The 12,417-nt window shown below is 66.4% G+C and carries 17 protein-coding genes and 1 pseudogene; 8 read left to right on the top strand and 10 right to left on the bottom strand.

The features are described from left to right. Positions 1 to 37: 37 nt before the first annotated feature. Complete coding sequence (locus AC5P7S_RS13705) at positions 38 to 847, bottom strand: uroporphyrinogen-III synthase (RefSeq protein WP_095378431.1); 810 nt, start codon at positions 845 to 847, stop codon at positions 38 to 40. A 35-nt stretch (positions 848 to 882) separates the two neighbouring features. On the opposite strand from AC5P7S_RS13705, the gene AC5P7S_RS13700 reads away from it, so the two are divergent. The 5 genes from AC5P7S_RS13700 (at position 883) to AC5P7S_RS13680 (ending at position 3,968) form a co-directional block, all read left to right on the top strand. After that, positions 883 to 1,350, top strand: coding sequence for a YiiD C-terminal domain-containing protein (locus AC5P7S_RS13700; protein WP_005407593.1), 468 nt, complete (start codon positions 883 to 885; stop codon positions 1,348 to 1,350). 32 nt (positions 1,351 to 1,382) lie between these two features. Beyond that, positions 1,383 to 1,808 carry a hypothetical protein gene (locus AC5P7S_RS13695; RefSeq protein WP_095378430.1) on the top strand — a complete coding sequence of 142 codons (426 nt, stop codon included), beginning with the start codon at positions 1,383 to 1,385 and terminating at the stop codon, positions 1,806 to 1,808. A gap of 57 nt (positions 1,809 to 1,865) precedes the next feature. Then, positions 1,866 to 2,303, top strand: coding sequence for a rhodanese-like domain-containing protein (locus tag AC5P7S_RS13690; protein WP_049416566.1), 438 nt, complete (start codon positions 1,866 to 1,868; stop codon positions 2,301 to 2,303). Positions 2,304 to 2,403: 100 nt separating this feature from the next. Then, the gene (gene secB, locus AC5P7S_RS13685; RefSeq protein ID WP_005407596.1) at positions 2,404 to 2,922 is read left to right on the top strand and encodes a protein-export chaperone SecB; all 519 of its coding nucleotides are present in this window, start codon (positions 2,404 to 2,406) and stop codon (positions 2,920 to 2,922) included. A gap of 20 nt (positions 2,923 to 2,942) precedes the next feature. Beyond that, positions 2,943 to 3,968, top strand: a complete 1,026-nt coding sequence (locus tag AC5P7S_RS13680) for an NAD(P)H-dependent glycerol-3-phosphate dehydrogenase (protein ID WP_005420929.1) — start codon at positions 2,943 to 2,945, stop codon at positions 3,966 to 3,968. Positions 3,969 to 4,111: 143 nt separating this feature from the next. Here the strand turns inward: AC5P7S_RS13680 and AC5P7S_RS13675 are convergent, their stop codons facing one another. Beyond that, positions 4,112 to 4,567 carry a YybH family protein gene (locus tag AC5P7S_RS13675; protein WP_095378429.1) on the bottom strand — a complete coding sequence of 152 codons (456 nt, stop codon included), beginning with the start codon at positions 4,565 to 4,567 and terminating at the stop codon, positions 4,112 to 4,114. Between the two features lie 135 nt (positions 4,568 to 4,702). Between AC5P7S_RS13675 and AC5P7S_RS13670 the strand changes: the two genes are divergently transcribed. Then, complete coding sequence (locus AC5P7S_RS13670) at positions 4,703 to 5,377, top strand: Ivy family c-type lysozyme inhibitor (RefSeq protein ID WP_095378428.1); 675 nt, start codon at positions 4,703 to 4,705, stop codon at positions 5,375 to 5,377. 13 nt (positions 5,378 to 5,390) lie between these two features. Here AC5P7S_RS13670 and AC5P7S_RS13665 read toward each other — a convergent pair whose 3' ends face one another. From AC5P7S_RS13665 to AC5P7S_RS13645, 5 genes and pseudogenes are all read right to left on the bottom strand, one after another. Next, on the bottom strand, positions 5,391 to 5,765 hold the full coding sequence (locus AC5P7S_RS13665) for a hypothetical protein (protein ID WP_065185557.1): 375 nt from the start codon (positions 5,763 to 5,765) through the stop codon (positions 5,391 to 5,393). Positions 5,766 to 6,252: 487 nt separating this feature from the next. Beyond that, complete coding sequence (gene arsB, locus AC5P7S_RS13660; protein ID WP_095378427.1) at positions 6,253 to 7,284, bottom strand: ACR3 family arsenite efflux transporter; 1,032 nt, start codon at positions 7,282 to 7,284, stop codon at positions 6,253 to 6,255. Between the two features lie 13 nt (positions 7,285 to 7,297). After that, positions 7,298 to 7,801 carry an arsenate reductase ArsC gene (locus AC5P7S_RS13655; protein ID WP_242441377.1) on the bottom strand — a complete coding sequence of 168 codons (504 nt, stop codon included), beginning with the start codon at positions 7,799 to 7,801 and terminating at the stop codon, positions 7,298 to 7,300. A 36-nt stretch (positions 7,802 to 7,837) separates the two neighbouring features. Next, a pseudogene (arsN2, locus tag AC5P7S_RS13650) lies at positions 7,838 to 8,257 on the bottom strand (arsenic resistance N-acetyltransferase ArsN2); the annotation flags it as partial. A gap of 1 nt (position 8,258) precedes the next feature. Continuing rightward, on the bottom strand, positions 8,259 to 8,588 hold the full coding sequence (locus tag AC5P7S_RS13645; RefSeq protein ID WP_053497775.1) for an ArsR/SmtB family transcription factor: 330 nt from the start codon (positions 8,586 to 8,588) through the stop codon (positions 8,259 to 8,261). A 17-nt stretch (positions 8,589 to 8,605) separates the two neighbouring features. Between AC5P7S_RS13645 and arsH the strand changes: the two genes are divergently transcribed. Next, on the top strand, positions 8,606 to 9,334 hold the full coding sequence (gene arsH, locus AC5P7S_RS13640) for an arsenical resistance protein ArsH (protein ID WP_095378425.1): 729 nt from the start codon (positions 8,606 to 8,608) through the stop codon (positions 9,332 to 9,334). Between the two features lie 15 nt (positions 9,335 to 9,349). Here the strand turns inward: arsH and AC5P7S_RS13635 are convergent, their stop codons facing one another. The 3 genes from AC5P7S_RS13635 to AC5P7S_RS13625 form a co-directional block, all read right to left on the bottom strand. Continuing rightward, positions 9,350 to 10,036: a L,D-transpeptidase family protein gene (locus tag AC5P7S_RS13635; protein ID WP_095378424.1), complete on the bottom strand. Its 687-nt coding sequence runs from the start codon at positions 10,034 to 10,036 to the stop codon at positions 9,350 to 9,352. Between the two features lie 158 nt (positions 10,037 to 10,194). Beyond that, positions 10,195 to 10,467, bottom strand: coding sequence for a hypothetical protein (locus AC5P7S_RS13630; RefSeq protein WP_069138119.1), 273 nt, complete (start codon positions 10,465 to 10,467; stop codon positions 10,195 to 10,197). Positions 10,468 to 10,685: 218 nt separating this feature from the next. Beyond that, positions 10,686 to 11,675: a DUF2268 domain-containing putative Zn-dependent protease gene (locus AC5P7S_RS13625; protein WP_242441376.1), complete on the bottom strand. Its 990-nt coding sequence runs from the start codon at positions 11,673 to 11,675 to the stop codon at positions 10,686 to 10,688. A 161-nt stretch (positions 11,676 to 11,836) separates the two neighbouring features. Between AC5P7S_RS13625 and AC5P7S_RS13620 the strand changes: the two genes are divergently transcribed. Continuing rightward, entirely contained in the window at positions 11,837 to 12,412 is a 576-nt protein-coding gene (locus AC5P7S_RS13620; RefSeq protein ID WP_049416584.1) for an OmpO family porin, read from the top strand. The last annotated feature ends 5 nt before the right edge of the window (positions 12,413 to 12,417 follow it).

The raw sequence follows: 12,417 nt of genomic DNA, 5'->3' as shown, positions 1-12,417 counted from the left end.
TGCCGACGGCAGCGGCAAGCGTGATCCACGTCCCTGTTCAGGTCGCTGCCGGGACGGTGAGCGTGGCGTGTGCAGCGGCCACCAGCTGCGCAGCGGTGGGGCCGGCGCTGCGTGTGATGCGCTGCAGGCCGAGCGCCTGCGCCTGTTCGCCGAGGCGGTCACTGGCAACCACCACGCGGGCAGACGCCCGCAGGCGCTGCTGCCCGGCCGGCGGAAGCTGTTGCCAGAAATGCTGCAGGGCTTCGCCACTGCTCACCGCCAGCACCCACGGCTGTGCTGAATGCGCCAATCGCGCCAGCGTTCGCGGGGGCAGTCGCAGCAGGCGACGCTGGTAGACATCGGCACGTTCGATCGTGGCGCCCGCCGCCTGCAGCTGCGCGGCAATCAGGCCACGCCCGCCGGGGGCGGTCACCAGGCCGATGCGCTGGCCCTGTACGTCGGCCAGCACCGGCAGCGCCAGCAGCCCCTCGCTGTCCATCCGCTGCGGCGCGTGCACCTCGGCGATGCCGTGTGCCTGCAATGCGCGCGCAGTGCCTTCGCCCACGGTCAGCCACGGGCTGCGCTGCACGTCGGCCAGCGGCAGCAGGGACGCGGCTGCGGCCACGGCGGCCGGGCTGGTGAACACCACCCGGTCGCAGTTCAGCGCGCGTTGCAGCTGGCGCACCACAGCCGTGCCATGCAGGCGCTGCAGGCGCCAGGGCGCCAGGGCCAGGACATTCCCGTCCAGCCCGGCAACGGCGCGGCGCAGCGCCACGTTCTGGCCCCGCGGGCGCAGCGAGATCAGGGTCCAGCGTGGGCCGGAACGGGTGGCGCCAGTGGGTATCGTATGGTCGACCATTGCCTGCATTATGCGGGCCCTTCGTTGTCGTGGTCGCTGCTCCGATGTCCGTTGATGCCCTGACTTCCTCGTTGGCCGCCCTGCAGGACGTGCTGGACTGCATGCCGGCGGTCCGCGCCATGCAGATCCAGCTCGACGGCTATGCCGATGGCGTGCTGCGCATCACCGCGCCGCTGGCGGCCAACGTCAACGACAAGGGCAACGCCTTCGGCGGCAGCCTGGCCTCGGTGCTGACCCTGTCCGGCTGGGCGCTGGTCAGCCTGCGCCTGCGCCTGGCCGGCCACGATGCCGAGGTCTATGTGGCCGACAGCAACCTGCGCTATCTGGCGCCGGTCTATGAGGACCTGCACGCCCACGCCGAAGCGGCCGAAGCCACCGGCTGGGACGCCTTCCTGAATACCTTCCGGCAGCGCCGCAAGGCCCGCATCAGCATCATCGCCACCCAGCCCGGTGCCGATGGCAAGCCCGCCGCCGAATTCAGCGGTCGCTTTGTTGCCTTCGCCAAAGGGTAGGATGGCAGGCTGACGTTCTGGGGAAACCACCGATGCGCCGCCTCATCCAGTTCCTGATGTATTCCCTGCTGCTGGCCAGTGCCGTGGCCTCGGCCGACGACCTCAGCCGCAAGCAGCGCAAGCTGCTGGAAGAGACCCAGGTCGCGTATGGCGCGACCATCCGCTGGGGCAGCATGGACGATGCCATCGGCTACCTCGACCCCAAGCTGCGCAAGGAAAAGCCGCCGACCGAGTTCGAGCTCAACCGTTACGCGCAGCTGCGCGTGTCGTCCTATCGCGAGCGCAGCAGCGCCTCGCTGGACGGTGGCCTGGTCGAGCGCCGGGTCGAAATCGGGGTGATCAACCAGAACACCCAGGCCGAGCGCACCGTGGTCGTGGTCGAGCGCTGGCGCTGGGACCCGGAGGCCAAGCGCTGGTGGCAGACCGCCGGCCTGCCGGACCTGTGGAAGGGGCAGTGACGGGCCGCGTCCGGCTTGTGCGACAATCGGCGCCCGCTTAATCGACCCGTGACCTGAGTGAATTACGAAGAGTTGCTGGCCTTTGCAGGCCGAAACCCGATGCTGTCCGCGGCCCTGGTCGGCCTGACCGTGGCCATCATCGTCACCGAGATCCGCCGCCTGTTCCGGGGCTTCAAGGGCATCAAGCCCGCCGAACTGACCCAGCTGATCAACGCGGGCGGCACGGTGGTGGTCGACCTGTCGGCCAGCGGTGACTTCGAGAAGGGCCACATTGCCGGCAGCCGCAATGCCCAGGCCAGTGCCTTCGGCCCGGAAAACAAGCTGGTGGCCAATGCCAAGCAGTCGCCGGTGGTGCTGGTGTGCCGCAGCGGCAACGCCTCGGAAACCGCCGCCAAGGCGCTGAAGAAGGCCGGTTTCGAGAAGGTCTACGTGCTCGACGGCGGCATCCCCGCCTGGCAGCAGGCCGAGCTGCCGCTGGTCAAGGGCCGCAACTGATTGTCGCAGGTGGCGGATCCGGCCTTGTCTGGGCCGGGTCCCGCCCCCATCGCAGTAGTTCGACCATCGTTTTCATTGCATTCACCTGGAGTTACTGGAAATGTCCGAAGAGATCACCAACGGCGCCGCTGCGCCGGTCGATGCCGCTACCGGCCCCGCTTTCACCGTCGAGAAGATCTACGTCAAGGACGTCTCCTTCGAGTCGCCGAACGCGCCGACCATCTTCAATGACCAGGTGCAGCCGGAGCTGCAGCTGAACCTGAACCAGCAGGTGCAGCGCCTGGGTGAGAACGCCTTCGAAGTCGTGCTGGCCGTGACCCTGACCTGCCAGGCTGGTGAGCGCACCGCCTACGTGGCCGAAGTGAAGCAGGCCGGCGTGTTCGGCCTGGTCGGCCTGGACCCGCAGTCGATCGACGTGCTGCTCGGCACCCAGTGCCCGAACATCCTGTTCCCGTACGTGCGCCAGCTGATCAGCGACCTGATCCAGGCCGGCGGCTTCCCGCCGTTCTTCCTGCAGCCGATCAACTTCGAAGGCCTGTACGCAGAAACCCTGCGCCAGCGCCAGGAGCAGGGCGACGCACCGTCGCTGGCTGACTCCGAGCCGGCCGGCAACGCCTGATTCCTGCCGCGACGTCACGGATGAGCACTCCCGCTGACAAGATCGCCGTGCTCGGCGCCGGTTCCTGGGGAACCGCGCTGGCCAGCCTGCTCGCACGGCACGGTCACCCGACCGTGCTGTGGGGGCGCGATGCTGCCGTGGTCGAGGCCATCGACCAGCGCCACGAGAATCCGCGTTACCTGCCGGGCATCCCGCTGCCGGACAGCCTGCGTGCTACCACCGACCTGGCGTCGGCGGTGGAAGGCGCGGCCTGGATCCTGGTGGTGACCCCCTCGCATGCCTTCGGCGAAACCGTGCGTGCGCTGGCGCCGCTGCGTCCTGCCGGTGCCGGCGTGGCCTGGGCCACCAAGGGCTTCGAACCCGGTTCGGGCCGCTTCCTGCATGAAGTGGCGCGCGAAGTGCTGGGTGAGGACGTGCCGTTGGCCGTCGTCACCGGGCCGTCGTTCGCCAAGGAAGTCACCCAGGGCCTGCCGACCGCGATCACCGTGCACGGCGACGTGCCCGAGTTCGCGCAGACGGTGGCCGAGGCGATGCATGGCCCGGCGTTCCGCGCCTACACCGGCGACGACATGGTCGGTGCCGAGCTGGGCGGCGCGATGAAGAACGTGCTGGCGGTGGCCACGGGCGTGGCCGATGGCATGCAGTTGGGCCTCAACGCCCGTGCCGGCCTGATCACCCGCGGCCTCAACGAAATGCTGCGCCTGGCCGCTGCGATCGGCGCCAAGCCGGAAACGCTGATGGGCCTGGCCGGCCTGGGCGATCTGGTGCTGACCTGCACCGGCGACCTGTCGCGCAACCGCCGCCTGGGCTTGGCCCTGGGCCGCGGCCAGACGCTGCAGGATGCCGTGCGCGAGATCGGCCAGGTGGTCGAGTCGGTGCAGACCGCCGACGAAGTGATGCGACAGGCACGCCGCCATGGCATCGACCTGCCGATCTCCGACGGTGTGCGTGCCGTGCTGCATGGCGAGCAGACCCCCGAAGAAGGCTTGCGCGCACTGCTGGCGCGGGAACAGAAACCGGAGTATCCGGACACGCTGTTCAAGTGAATCGAAAAACCCCGGCCAGGTGCCGGGGTTTTTTCTTGTGCGCCTCATCCACGCATGGCGTGGATCCAGGACGGAACCCGCTTCTGGTAGCGGCCAACCTTGGTTGGCGCCCAGTAGCGCCGGGCCATGCCCTGCGGAATCCCTCACCGCGCCCGCGGCGGCGCGTTGCTGTTGTCCATGTCCGAAAAGATCAGCCACGGCCCATCACGCTCACGCTTCAGCGTGAGCGTGAACTTGCCGGTATCGCCCACGTTGTTGCCGTAGCTGTACGCACCGACGATGTAGCCCGTGTTGCCCTCCATCGAATACGCCAGCGCACGCAGCCGCAACGGGCTGCCGCCCTGGCCGGCATACGCGGCCTCGATCGCACTGCGGCCGCGCACCGGCGGCTGGTTGCTCTGCAGCACAAAGCCATCCTCGGCGAACAGCGCAGCCAGTGCCTTGGCATCACCCGTGCGCCACGCCTGCTCGTAGTCGCGCAGTACACGGTCCAGCGGTGCGGGCAGCGCGATATCGGGAAGCGGCTGTGCGGGCTCCGCGCCTTCTGCATCGTGGACATTTGCCGGCGATGCCATCAGCAGGGCACTGCAGAAGATCATGGCGAGTGGTGTACGGCGCATGCGTCCGGCTCCAGGCGATGACGGGAAGCTGCGAACGCATCCTGGCGCGGCGCTGGTTAGAATCACGCGGCCGCCGATTCGGCGGACGCAGCGCAGATCAGACAAGGACACGCGATGAAGACGCGAATCACAGGGATGGCGATGATGGCCACGCTGCTGGCAGCCTGCGGACAGGCACCGGAGAAGACTGGCGGGACTGCACCTGCTGCGGCGCCAGCGCCGACCTCCGAAGCACCGGCCGCCACGGCCACGGTGGTCGAGAAGGAACCGTCCATCGAAGACAGCGTGGATCCCGCGGTGTGGGACAACGAAGGTGAACCGGAAGACCTGGGCGCCGGCGGCGAACTGACCTGCGCGGACAACCCGCTGGCGACCCACTTCTTCACCCTGGTCGGCGGCAGTACCGTGGACGACTGCGGCCGCAAGGACCCGAAGGTGCTGGCGGCCTTCAACGCGCTGATGAAGGACACCGCGGCAGCCGAATCCAGCGACAAGGAGATTCCCACGCTGCGCGAGCGCCTGTTGAGCGGACCCAGCGGCCCTGGCGAGCTGGTAGTGCTGCAGGGCGAGCCGTGGTGGTTCTACACCGCCTGCCAGGCCCACGACTGCCCCGGCACCGCGTTGGCGATGCTGTACTCACCCACGCAGGCGAAGATGGTCGGCCGTCTTACTGCGCGCTGCCGTGTGTGGTGGCTGGGCGAGCCGACGGCGGAACAGCGTGTGCAGATCGAGCAGCGCCAGCCACTGCAGGATGCCGCGCTGAAGGAAGACAGCGCGCTTTGCGAGTGATGTGGCGCCGGCGTCACCCGTCCGGCTGCATGCGCGCGCTGGCCTGTGCGTTCATCGTCAGGCACGCCATGATCAGCCCTTCCATCACCCGGTCGCCCACGTACTCGGCCTCCGCGCCGTTCTGACGCACGCGCTCGGCCGCCAGCAGCAGCTCCAACGTCACGCGTTGGCCGGCCAGTGCACAGTCCGCATCGGCCAGCGCCATGCAACGGCCCGGCATCTGGTGACGCTCCGGCCAGGGCTGGCCATCGGCGGCCGCGCCTTTGCCGATGCGGTGAAGCGTGGCGATGAAGGCGTTCGGGTCGGTCGCAGCCGCGTGCTCTGAGGGCTCACCGCCAGTGGCGGACGAGCGATGCGGATGCAGGCGGGGGAAGTCCGGTGAGGTCATGGCAGTGCTCCGTGCAGGACAGACGGTAGCCGCCACGCAAAGGTGGCGGGCGGAGACGTGGCTCGAAAACCGGGAGATCACGAACAAGACCGGCAGGCGCAAGGCCTCCACGCTCCGCCCGCCATAGCCGGCAGACGGAATGCCAGCCGGCGCCACGCGGGGTGACGCCGGCTGGCAAGCGCAAACAACGTTCGTGATCTGACGGGTTTTCGAGGCCCGGCCACCCATCTTCCGGTGGCCCGCCATCTGTACCGCTGTCGCTGCGCAACGCCAATCAGACGAGTTGCAAACAGCGTTTGATCGAAGACGCTTTCAGCATTCTTGCACGCTGTTAAGCCGTCGCGGACGCAGGTGCCGCAACGTCCGTAGCAGCATGGGGAATATGCGACATGGTTCGAACTTGATGACAGGGATGTGGGTACCCCACCAAGCCGATGACGACAGTGCGCAGCGAAGAACGTAAATCGAACTCGCCCCACTCTGGTTGTCAGCGCTCTTTGGGTCCTTCGTACCAAGCCTGAGTACGGTTCACGATCCGCACCACGGACAGCATGACCGGCACCTCGATCAGCACGCCCACCACCGTCGCCAGCGCAGCACCCGAATGCACGCCGAACAGTCCCACCGCAGTCGCCACCGCCAGTTCGAAGAAGTTGCTGGCGCCAATCAGTGCTGACGGGCCTGCCACGCAATGTGCCACGCCCAGGCGGCGGTTGAGCAGGTAGGCCAGGCCCGAAGTGAAATAGACCTGGATCAGGATCGGCACGGCAATCAGCGCGATCACCAGCGGTTGCTTCACGATCTGCTGGCCCTGGAACCCGAACAGCAGCACCAGCGTCAGCAGCAGGGCGGACAGCGACAGCGGCCCCAGCCGTCGAAGCGCACGCTGCAGCCCCGTCTCACCGCTGCGCGAAAGGATCCAGCGCCGCAGCAACGCGGCCACCAGCACCGGCACCACGATGTAGAGACCAACCGACAACAGCAGGGTGTCCCACGGCACGGTGATCGCCGACAGGCCGAGCAGCAGTGCAACCACCGGTGCGTAAGCGACCACCATGATCGCGTCGTTCAACGCCACCTGGCTCAGGGTGAAATTCGCATCGCCACGGCACAGGTTGCTCCACACGAACACCATGGCGGTGCAGGGCGCGGCTGCCAGCAGGATCAGCCCGGCGATGTAGCTGTCGATCTGTGCTGCGGGCAGCCAGTCGGCGAAGGCATGGCGCAGGAACAGCCAGCCCAGCAGCGCCATCGAGAACGGCTTCACGGCCCAGTTGATGAACAACGTGACGCCGATGCCTTTCCAGTGCTGCTGCAACTGGCGCATCGCAGTGAAGTCGACCTTCAGCAGCATCGGGATGATCATCAGCCAGATCAGCACCGCAACCGGCAGATTGACCTTGGCCACTTCGGCGGAGGCCAGCGCCGCGAACGCACCGGGCAGGACGTGGCCCAGCAGCGTGCCCATCGCAATGCACAGCCCAACCCACAGCGTCAGGTGTCGCTCGAACAGGCTCATGGCAGTGGCACCGTCACTGCGCGCCGTCGGTCGGCAGCAACTGGCCGATCCGGTCCAGCGCGTGCTGCAGCGTTTCGCGTTCGGACCACGCCGATTCGGGCAGTGCGAGCAGCGCACGCAGGCGCGTTTTCACGATGGCATGGGCCAAAGCGAAGGCTGCGGCCTTGTCGGCATCGCTGCCTGCTACGGCGGCCGGATCAGGCAGGCCCCAGTGGCTGCGGATGAAGTCACCGAACACCACAGGGCAGGCTTCGGCAGCGGCCGCATCACACACGGTGATCACCAGGTCCATCGGGGCTGCACCCACGAACTCATCCCACGACTTGCTGCGCAGCCCTTCAATGGGCATTCCTTCGGCCTGCAACTGGGCGAGCGCGAAGGGATTGATCTGGCCAGTGGGCTGGCTGCCCGCACTGAATGCGCTGAAGTGATCGCCGCCCCAGGCGCGCAGGGTGGCTTCAGCCAGCACGCTGCGCGCGCTGTTGCCGGTGCAGAGGAACAGGACATTGCGGGTCATGTGGCTTCCGTGGTCAGTGAGTGGCTTGGACATGCACAGCGCGCTGGCCGGGCAGAGACTAGTGAACTCGGCAGAGCTGCGGATCGCCTCCGCTATCTGCGCGCGATCGCATCCGGCATAGCCGTGCCGCGCGAACCATGGGCCTGCCGACGTTGTCAGCAGCACCAGTTCCCTGACCTGCATGCGGCGGGCCATGTCCTCGGCCGCTGACAGCAACGCGCGCCCAAGGCCGGTATTGCGTCGGTCGTCGGACACCACCAGCGAGCGAAGCAGAGCCGACGCGCCGAAGATCTGCAATCCAACAGCACCCACGGGTACGCCGTCGAGGTCTGCGACGAGAAACGCCACCTCGCTGCTTTCCAGATCGGCCACGGGCAACTGCGCCTGCTGCAGAAGGTCGCGGACGGAGCACAGGTCGTCGCGCGTGCCTGCACGAATCACCGGGTCGGGTTTCATCTCAGCACCTGCATGCCGGTTCGCTCACCGCGCACCGCTCATCCGGGGAGCCCGCGCAGCAGTTGTGCGTCAGGTACTGGATCAAGCCGTTCATCGCATCGAAGTTGGCGCGGTAGCAGACGTGGCGGCCTTGGCTTTCGCTCTCCACCAGCCCGGCCTGCACCAGCTCCTTCAGGTGGAAGCTGAGCGTGGCGGGAGGCACCTGCAGGGCCGTGGCGATGTCGCCCGCCATGCGCCCTGCCGGGCCGGCCTCCACCAGCAGCCGGAAGGCAGCCAGACGGGTGGCATGGCCGAGGGCGGTCAGGGCAGCGATTGCATTCGACGTTTCCATATTTCTAGAATAATCGAATGAATAAGCCAATCACAAGCCTGGACCTGCCCAACCTGGTGGAATCGTCATTGCCCCAGCCCGATCATCACCAGCTCGCCGCGGCAGATCTGGGGCCGCCACGCATTCTCCTGCTCTACGGCTCGCTGCGGCCCCAGTCGTTCAGCCGCAAGCTTGCGCTGGAAGCCGAGCGGCTGCTGCGCCACCTGGGGTGCGAAACCCGGGTGTTCGATCCGCATGCGCTGCCGATGCTGGACAGCGTGGACAGGAATCACCCCGAAGTGCAGCGACTGCGCGAATGGTCACAGTGGTCGGAAGGGCAGGTCTGGGTCAGCCCCGAGCGGCATGGCACGGTCACCGGCGTGTTCAAGAACCAGATCGACTGGTTGCCGCTGGAAGATGGCAGCGTGCGGCCCACGCAGGGCAGGACGCTGGCGGTGATGCAGGTGAGCGGCGGCTCGCAGTCGTTCAATACCGTCAACACGTTGCGCGTGCTCGGCCGCTGGATGCGCATGCTGACCATCCCCAACCAGTCGTCGGTGGCCAAGGCCTGGCAGGAATTCGATGACGACGGCCGGATGAAACCCTCGCCGTACTACGATCGGGTGGTGGACGTGATGGAAGAACTGGTGAAGTTCACGCTGCTGACGCGGGGCCGGTCGGACTACCTGGTGGACCGCTACAGCGAGCGGAAGGGCGACGCGCACGCCGCGGCATTGGCGCGGGCTGCAGGGGCTACGGCTTCCTGAGTTCCAGCACGCGCGCTACCTGCTCGCGCGCTGCGCGCCCTTGCTGTTCTCGTCCTTTGCATCGCCACGGCTCTGCGCGAACGCGGGGAAAGTCTTTGCGATCGAATCCTTGTCCGGCAGGATATAGAACACGCCGCCCTTCTCGAACATGGGCTGCACGATCTGCCCGTAGAACGCGGGCGAGACGTTGATGCAGCCGTGGGTGACGCGGTTGTCGTCCGGCGTCGGCGTCGCCAGTCGTTCGGCGCGCTTTTCCTTCGGGCTGCCCGGTGGCAGCGGATGCATCGACACGGCGGAATCGTAGTCCACCCACAGCACGCGCCCGGCATCGTCGGAGGGGCCATAGGCGCCAATGAAGCGGCCCGCAGGCGTGGTGCGGTCGTGGCCGGGAATCGCGCTCAGGGCAAGCTTGGCGACGCCGGGTGCGGAATGATCGCCGATGGCCGAACCGAACAGCGCCGGCGCGGCGCCGCGCAGCTTGCCGTCGCCGCCGAAGACCAGGACCTGCGCGGCGGCCTTGTCCATGATCGCGAACGGATAACCCTGATTGTCCTTGCTGGCGACCACCCAGCCGGCCAGCTCGATCACTGTTTCGGAGACGCTCTGGTCGGGCGGAAGCTCATCAACGGCGGCCGCCGGTGGTGCGGGTGCGTCCTTGTCCCTGGCGTTGGCTACGCCGCTGCATGCAACGGCCAGTGCCACGGCCAGAGTGGCGTGCAGGGCGCGGTGTGCAGGGGAGGAGGAGGTACGAATGGGACGGCTCCTGGCAATGCAGATCTGAGGTGGAAGGACGCCAGTGGCCGGCGAGGGCCACTGGTTCCCGATACAGAGGTGGATCAATTCAAACAGTGAGGGAGCGATCAGCCGCGCGGCTTGCGACCGGCCGGTGCCCTTTCAAGCTGCTGCACGCGGCCTTCGATCTGGTCCAGGCGCTGGTTGGCCTGCTGTGCCGACTGGTTGGCGGACTCGGCACTCTGTGCAGCGCCCTGCACCTTTACATCGAGCTGATCGAGGCGCGAGTTGATGGTTGCGAACTCGTCCTTGTAGGTGGCACAAGCGCCAAGGCTCACGGTGGCGATGAGCGCTACAGCAAGTGCGCGGGCCGTCTTCATGTGTTGCGGGTTCAGGTTCATTGCACTCCCTCCTTCGTCTGGGGAAGCTGGAATATAGCGGCGTTTGTTCCCCGCGCTGACAAGCCCTTTCAGCTGAAGTTGGAAGACGTGGAAGGGTTGTGAAATATGTTCGTCAGCGAAGCTTAACGAGTGAGATCAGGCGAGCTGATGTGCACAGAGGCGATGGCCTTGCGGTTGCTCGAATCGCCCAATTCATCAGCCTGAAGACGGCTTCATTCCTACCGGTTTTCCACAGACCCACACGCCGGGCGCCATTCACTTGCGGCAAACAGTGCCGGCGCAATTTCCGGGCGCACCGCCAGCAGCGTGGCGACGGCACCGGCTTTATCATCGGCGCGGGCAACGTAGTCAGCGGCAATGCGGTAGCCGATCCAGTAGCCAAGATCGCCGCGGCGCGTTTCGTCGCCGGCTCCGTTGTAGAGCCATTGCGTCAGATCAGTACCGGCGCTGTCCCGGGCGAACTGGCGTTCCAGGGCGCATTCGCGGCCCTGCGTCCAACGACGCAGATGCGCGTTGGCCGGTTGCCCCGAGATCAGTTCGCCCACGTACTCGGCGCCGCCTTCAAGCAACGTCTGATAGAGCAGGGTCGGCTGCGCGACATCGACGCTCGCACCGGGCTGCTGCACGTGCACGTACTCATGGGCGATCAGGTGCACGAAACGATCGCCGATGTCGGGCTGCATCCAGTCGGCATTGCACAGCGCCTCCAGTCCGATCACCACGCCGTCGGGCGTGGTGACACCGCCGCTGTTTCCCCGACCCACCAGCACGGTGACCGGCGGAAAACGTGCGGAGGGAAGCAGCGTGCCCAACCGATCGAGTGCCTTGGCAGCCCGCTCGCGGATCTCCGGCAGCGCAGTCGCACAGGTACGGGCTTTGGCAAACAGCGCAGGTTTGTGCTGGATCGCATTTGCAAGACGATCCATCGAGCCGATACGGCTGTCAGTGAAGCTGCGTAGTGCATCCGTACCCGCATGCAGATAGCCGCGCTGCAGATCGTCGGCACTTGGCTTCCCTCCGCTTGCATCCAGCACGCTGAAGAAGCGCGCGACATCGTCGGTCTGAATCACGATGCGCCCGGAAGGGCGGGTACGTTCGGCTGCGTTGGCTACCTGCAGCATCATCGGCAGGGCGAAGAGCAGCAAAGCCCGCACTGTGCGCCGGGCATGAAGCGGAAACAGCAGTGACGCGATGGATGCGTGCGGCATGAGGAGTTCCCTGAACGCCAGCCTTATTTATACACCAGTCAGTTCAATATTCAGGGTCGATTAGACCCCCTAACGGATAATTCACACCTGTCGACCGCCTCCTCTCTCTCCCCCTCCCGGGAGGCGGGCGACGAAACCAAAATAATTAAAGGTGTGTCCCGATGAACAAGAATTCGCTGCTCGCCCTGGGTCTTCTGGCTGCCCTGCCGTTCGCTGCATCGGCAACCGATGGCCTGTCGTACAACTACGTTGAAGGCGGCTACGTGAACACCGATGCCAAGGGCGGCGACGCCGATGGCTGGAAGGTGAAGGGTTCCGTGGCGGTGCACCCGAACTTCCACATCTTCGGCGACTACAGCGCGCAGGAGACCGACACGTTCAAGAACGACGTCGACCAGTGGCGCATCGGTGCCGGCTACAACTACGGCATCGCACCGAACACCGACCTGGTGGCCCGTGTCGCGTACCAGAAGTTCGACATGAAGCACGGCCTGGACTTCAACGGCTACTCGACCGAAGTCGGCGTGCGTACCGCGTTCAACCCGTACGTGGAAGGCTACGTGATGGCCGGCTACGAGGACTACGCCAAGAAGCACGGTATCAACCCGGACGGCGAGTTCTACGGCCGCGTCGGCGCCACCGCCAAGTTCAACCAGAACTGGGGCCTGAGTGGCGAAGTGAAGCTGGCCAAGGCCGGCGACCGCGAGTGGTTCGTGGGCCCGCGCTTCACCTGGTAACAAAC

The organism is Stenotrophomonas sp. YJH_SMC_32 (assembly GCF_059369975.1).
Note: the sequence above shows the minus strand (reverse complement) of the source record. Positions and strands in the feature narration are given on the sequence as shown.

Excerpts from the sequence above, each read along its gene's own strand:
- AC5P7S_RS13705 (WP_095378431.1), bottom strand. The coding sequence starts at position 847 with ATGCAGGCAATGGTCGACCATACGATACCCACTGGCGCCACCCGTTCC.
- AC5P7S_RS13700 (WP_005407593.1), top strand. The coding sequence starts at position 883 with ATGTCCGTTGATGCCCTGACTTCCTCGTTGGCCGCCCTGCAGGACGTG.
- AC5P7S_RS13695 (WP_095378430.1), top strand. The coding sequence starts at position 1,383 with ATGCGCCGCCTCATCCAGTTCCTGATGTATTCCCTGCTGCTGGCCAGT.
- secB (WP_005407596.1), top strand. The coding sequence starts at position 2,404 with ATGTCCGAAGAGATCACCAACGGCGCCGCTGCGCCGGTCGATGCCGCT.
- AC5P7S_RS13680 (WP_005420929.1), top strand. The coding sequence starts at position 2,943 with ATGAGCACTCCCGCTGACAAGATCGCCGTGCTCGGCGCCGGTTCCTGG.
- AC5P7S_RS13675 (WP_095378429.1), bottom strand. The coding sequence starts at position 4,567 with ATGATCTTCTGCAGTGCCCTGCTGATGGCATCGCCGGCAAATGTCCAC.
- AC5P7S_RS13670 (WP_095378428.1), top strand. The coding sequence starts at position 4,703 with ATGAAGACGCGAATCACAGGGATGGCGATGATGGCCACGCTGCTGGCA.
- AC5P7S_RS13665 (WP_065185557.1), bottom strand. The coding sequence starts at position 5,765 with ATGACCTCACCGGACTTCCCCCGCCTGCATCCGCATCGCTCGTCCGCC.
- arsB (WP_095378427.1), bottom strand. The coding sequence starts at position 7,284 with ATGAGCCTGTTCGAGCGACACCTGACGCTGTGGGTTGGGCTGTGCATT.
- AC5P7S_RS13655 (WP_242441377.1), bottom strand. The coding sequence starts at position 7,801 with ATGACCCGCAATGTCCTGTTCCTCTGCACCGGCAACAGCGCGCGCAGC.
- AC5P7S_RS13645 (WP_053497775.1), bottom strand. The coding sequence starts at position 8,588 with ATGGAAACGTCGAATGCAATCGCTGCCCTGACCGCCCTCGGCCATGCC.
- arsH (WP_095378425.1), top strand. The coding sequence starts at position 8,606 with ATGAATAAGCCAATCACAAGCCTGGACCTGCCCAACCTGGTGGAATCG.
- AC5P7S_RS13630 (WP_069138119.1), bottom strand. The coding sequence starts at position 10,467 with ATGAACCTGAACCCGCAACACATGAAGACGGCCCGCGCACTTGCTGTA.
- AC5P7S_RS13625 (WP_242441376.1), bottom strand. The coding sequence starts at position 11,675 with ATGCCGCACGCATCCATCGCGTCACTGCTGTTTCCGCTTCATGCCCGG.
- AC5P7S_RS13620 (WP_049416584.1), top strand. The coding sequence starts at position 11,837 with ATGAACAAGAATTCGCTGCTCGCCCTGGGTCTTCTGGCTGCCCTGCCG.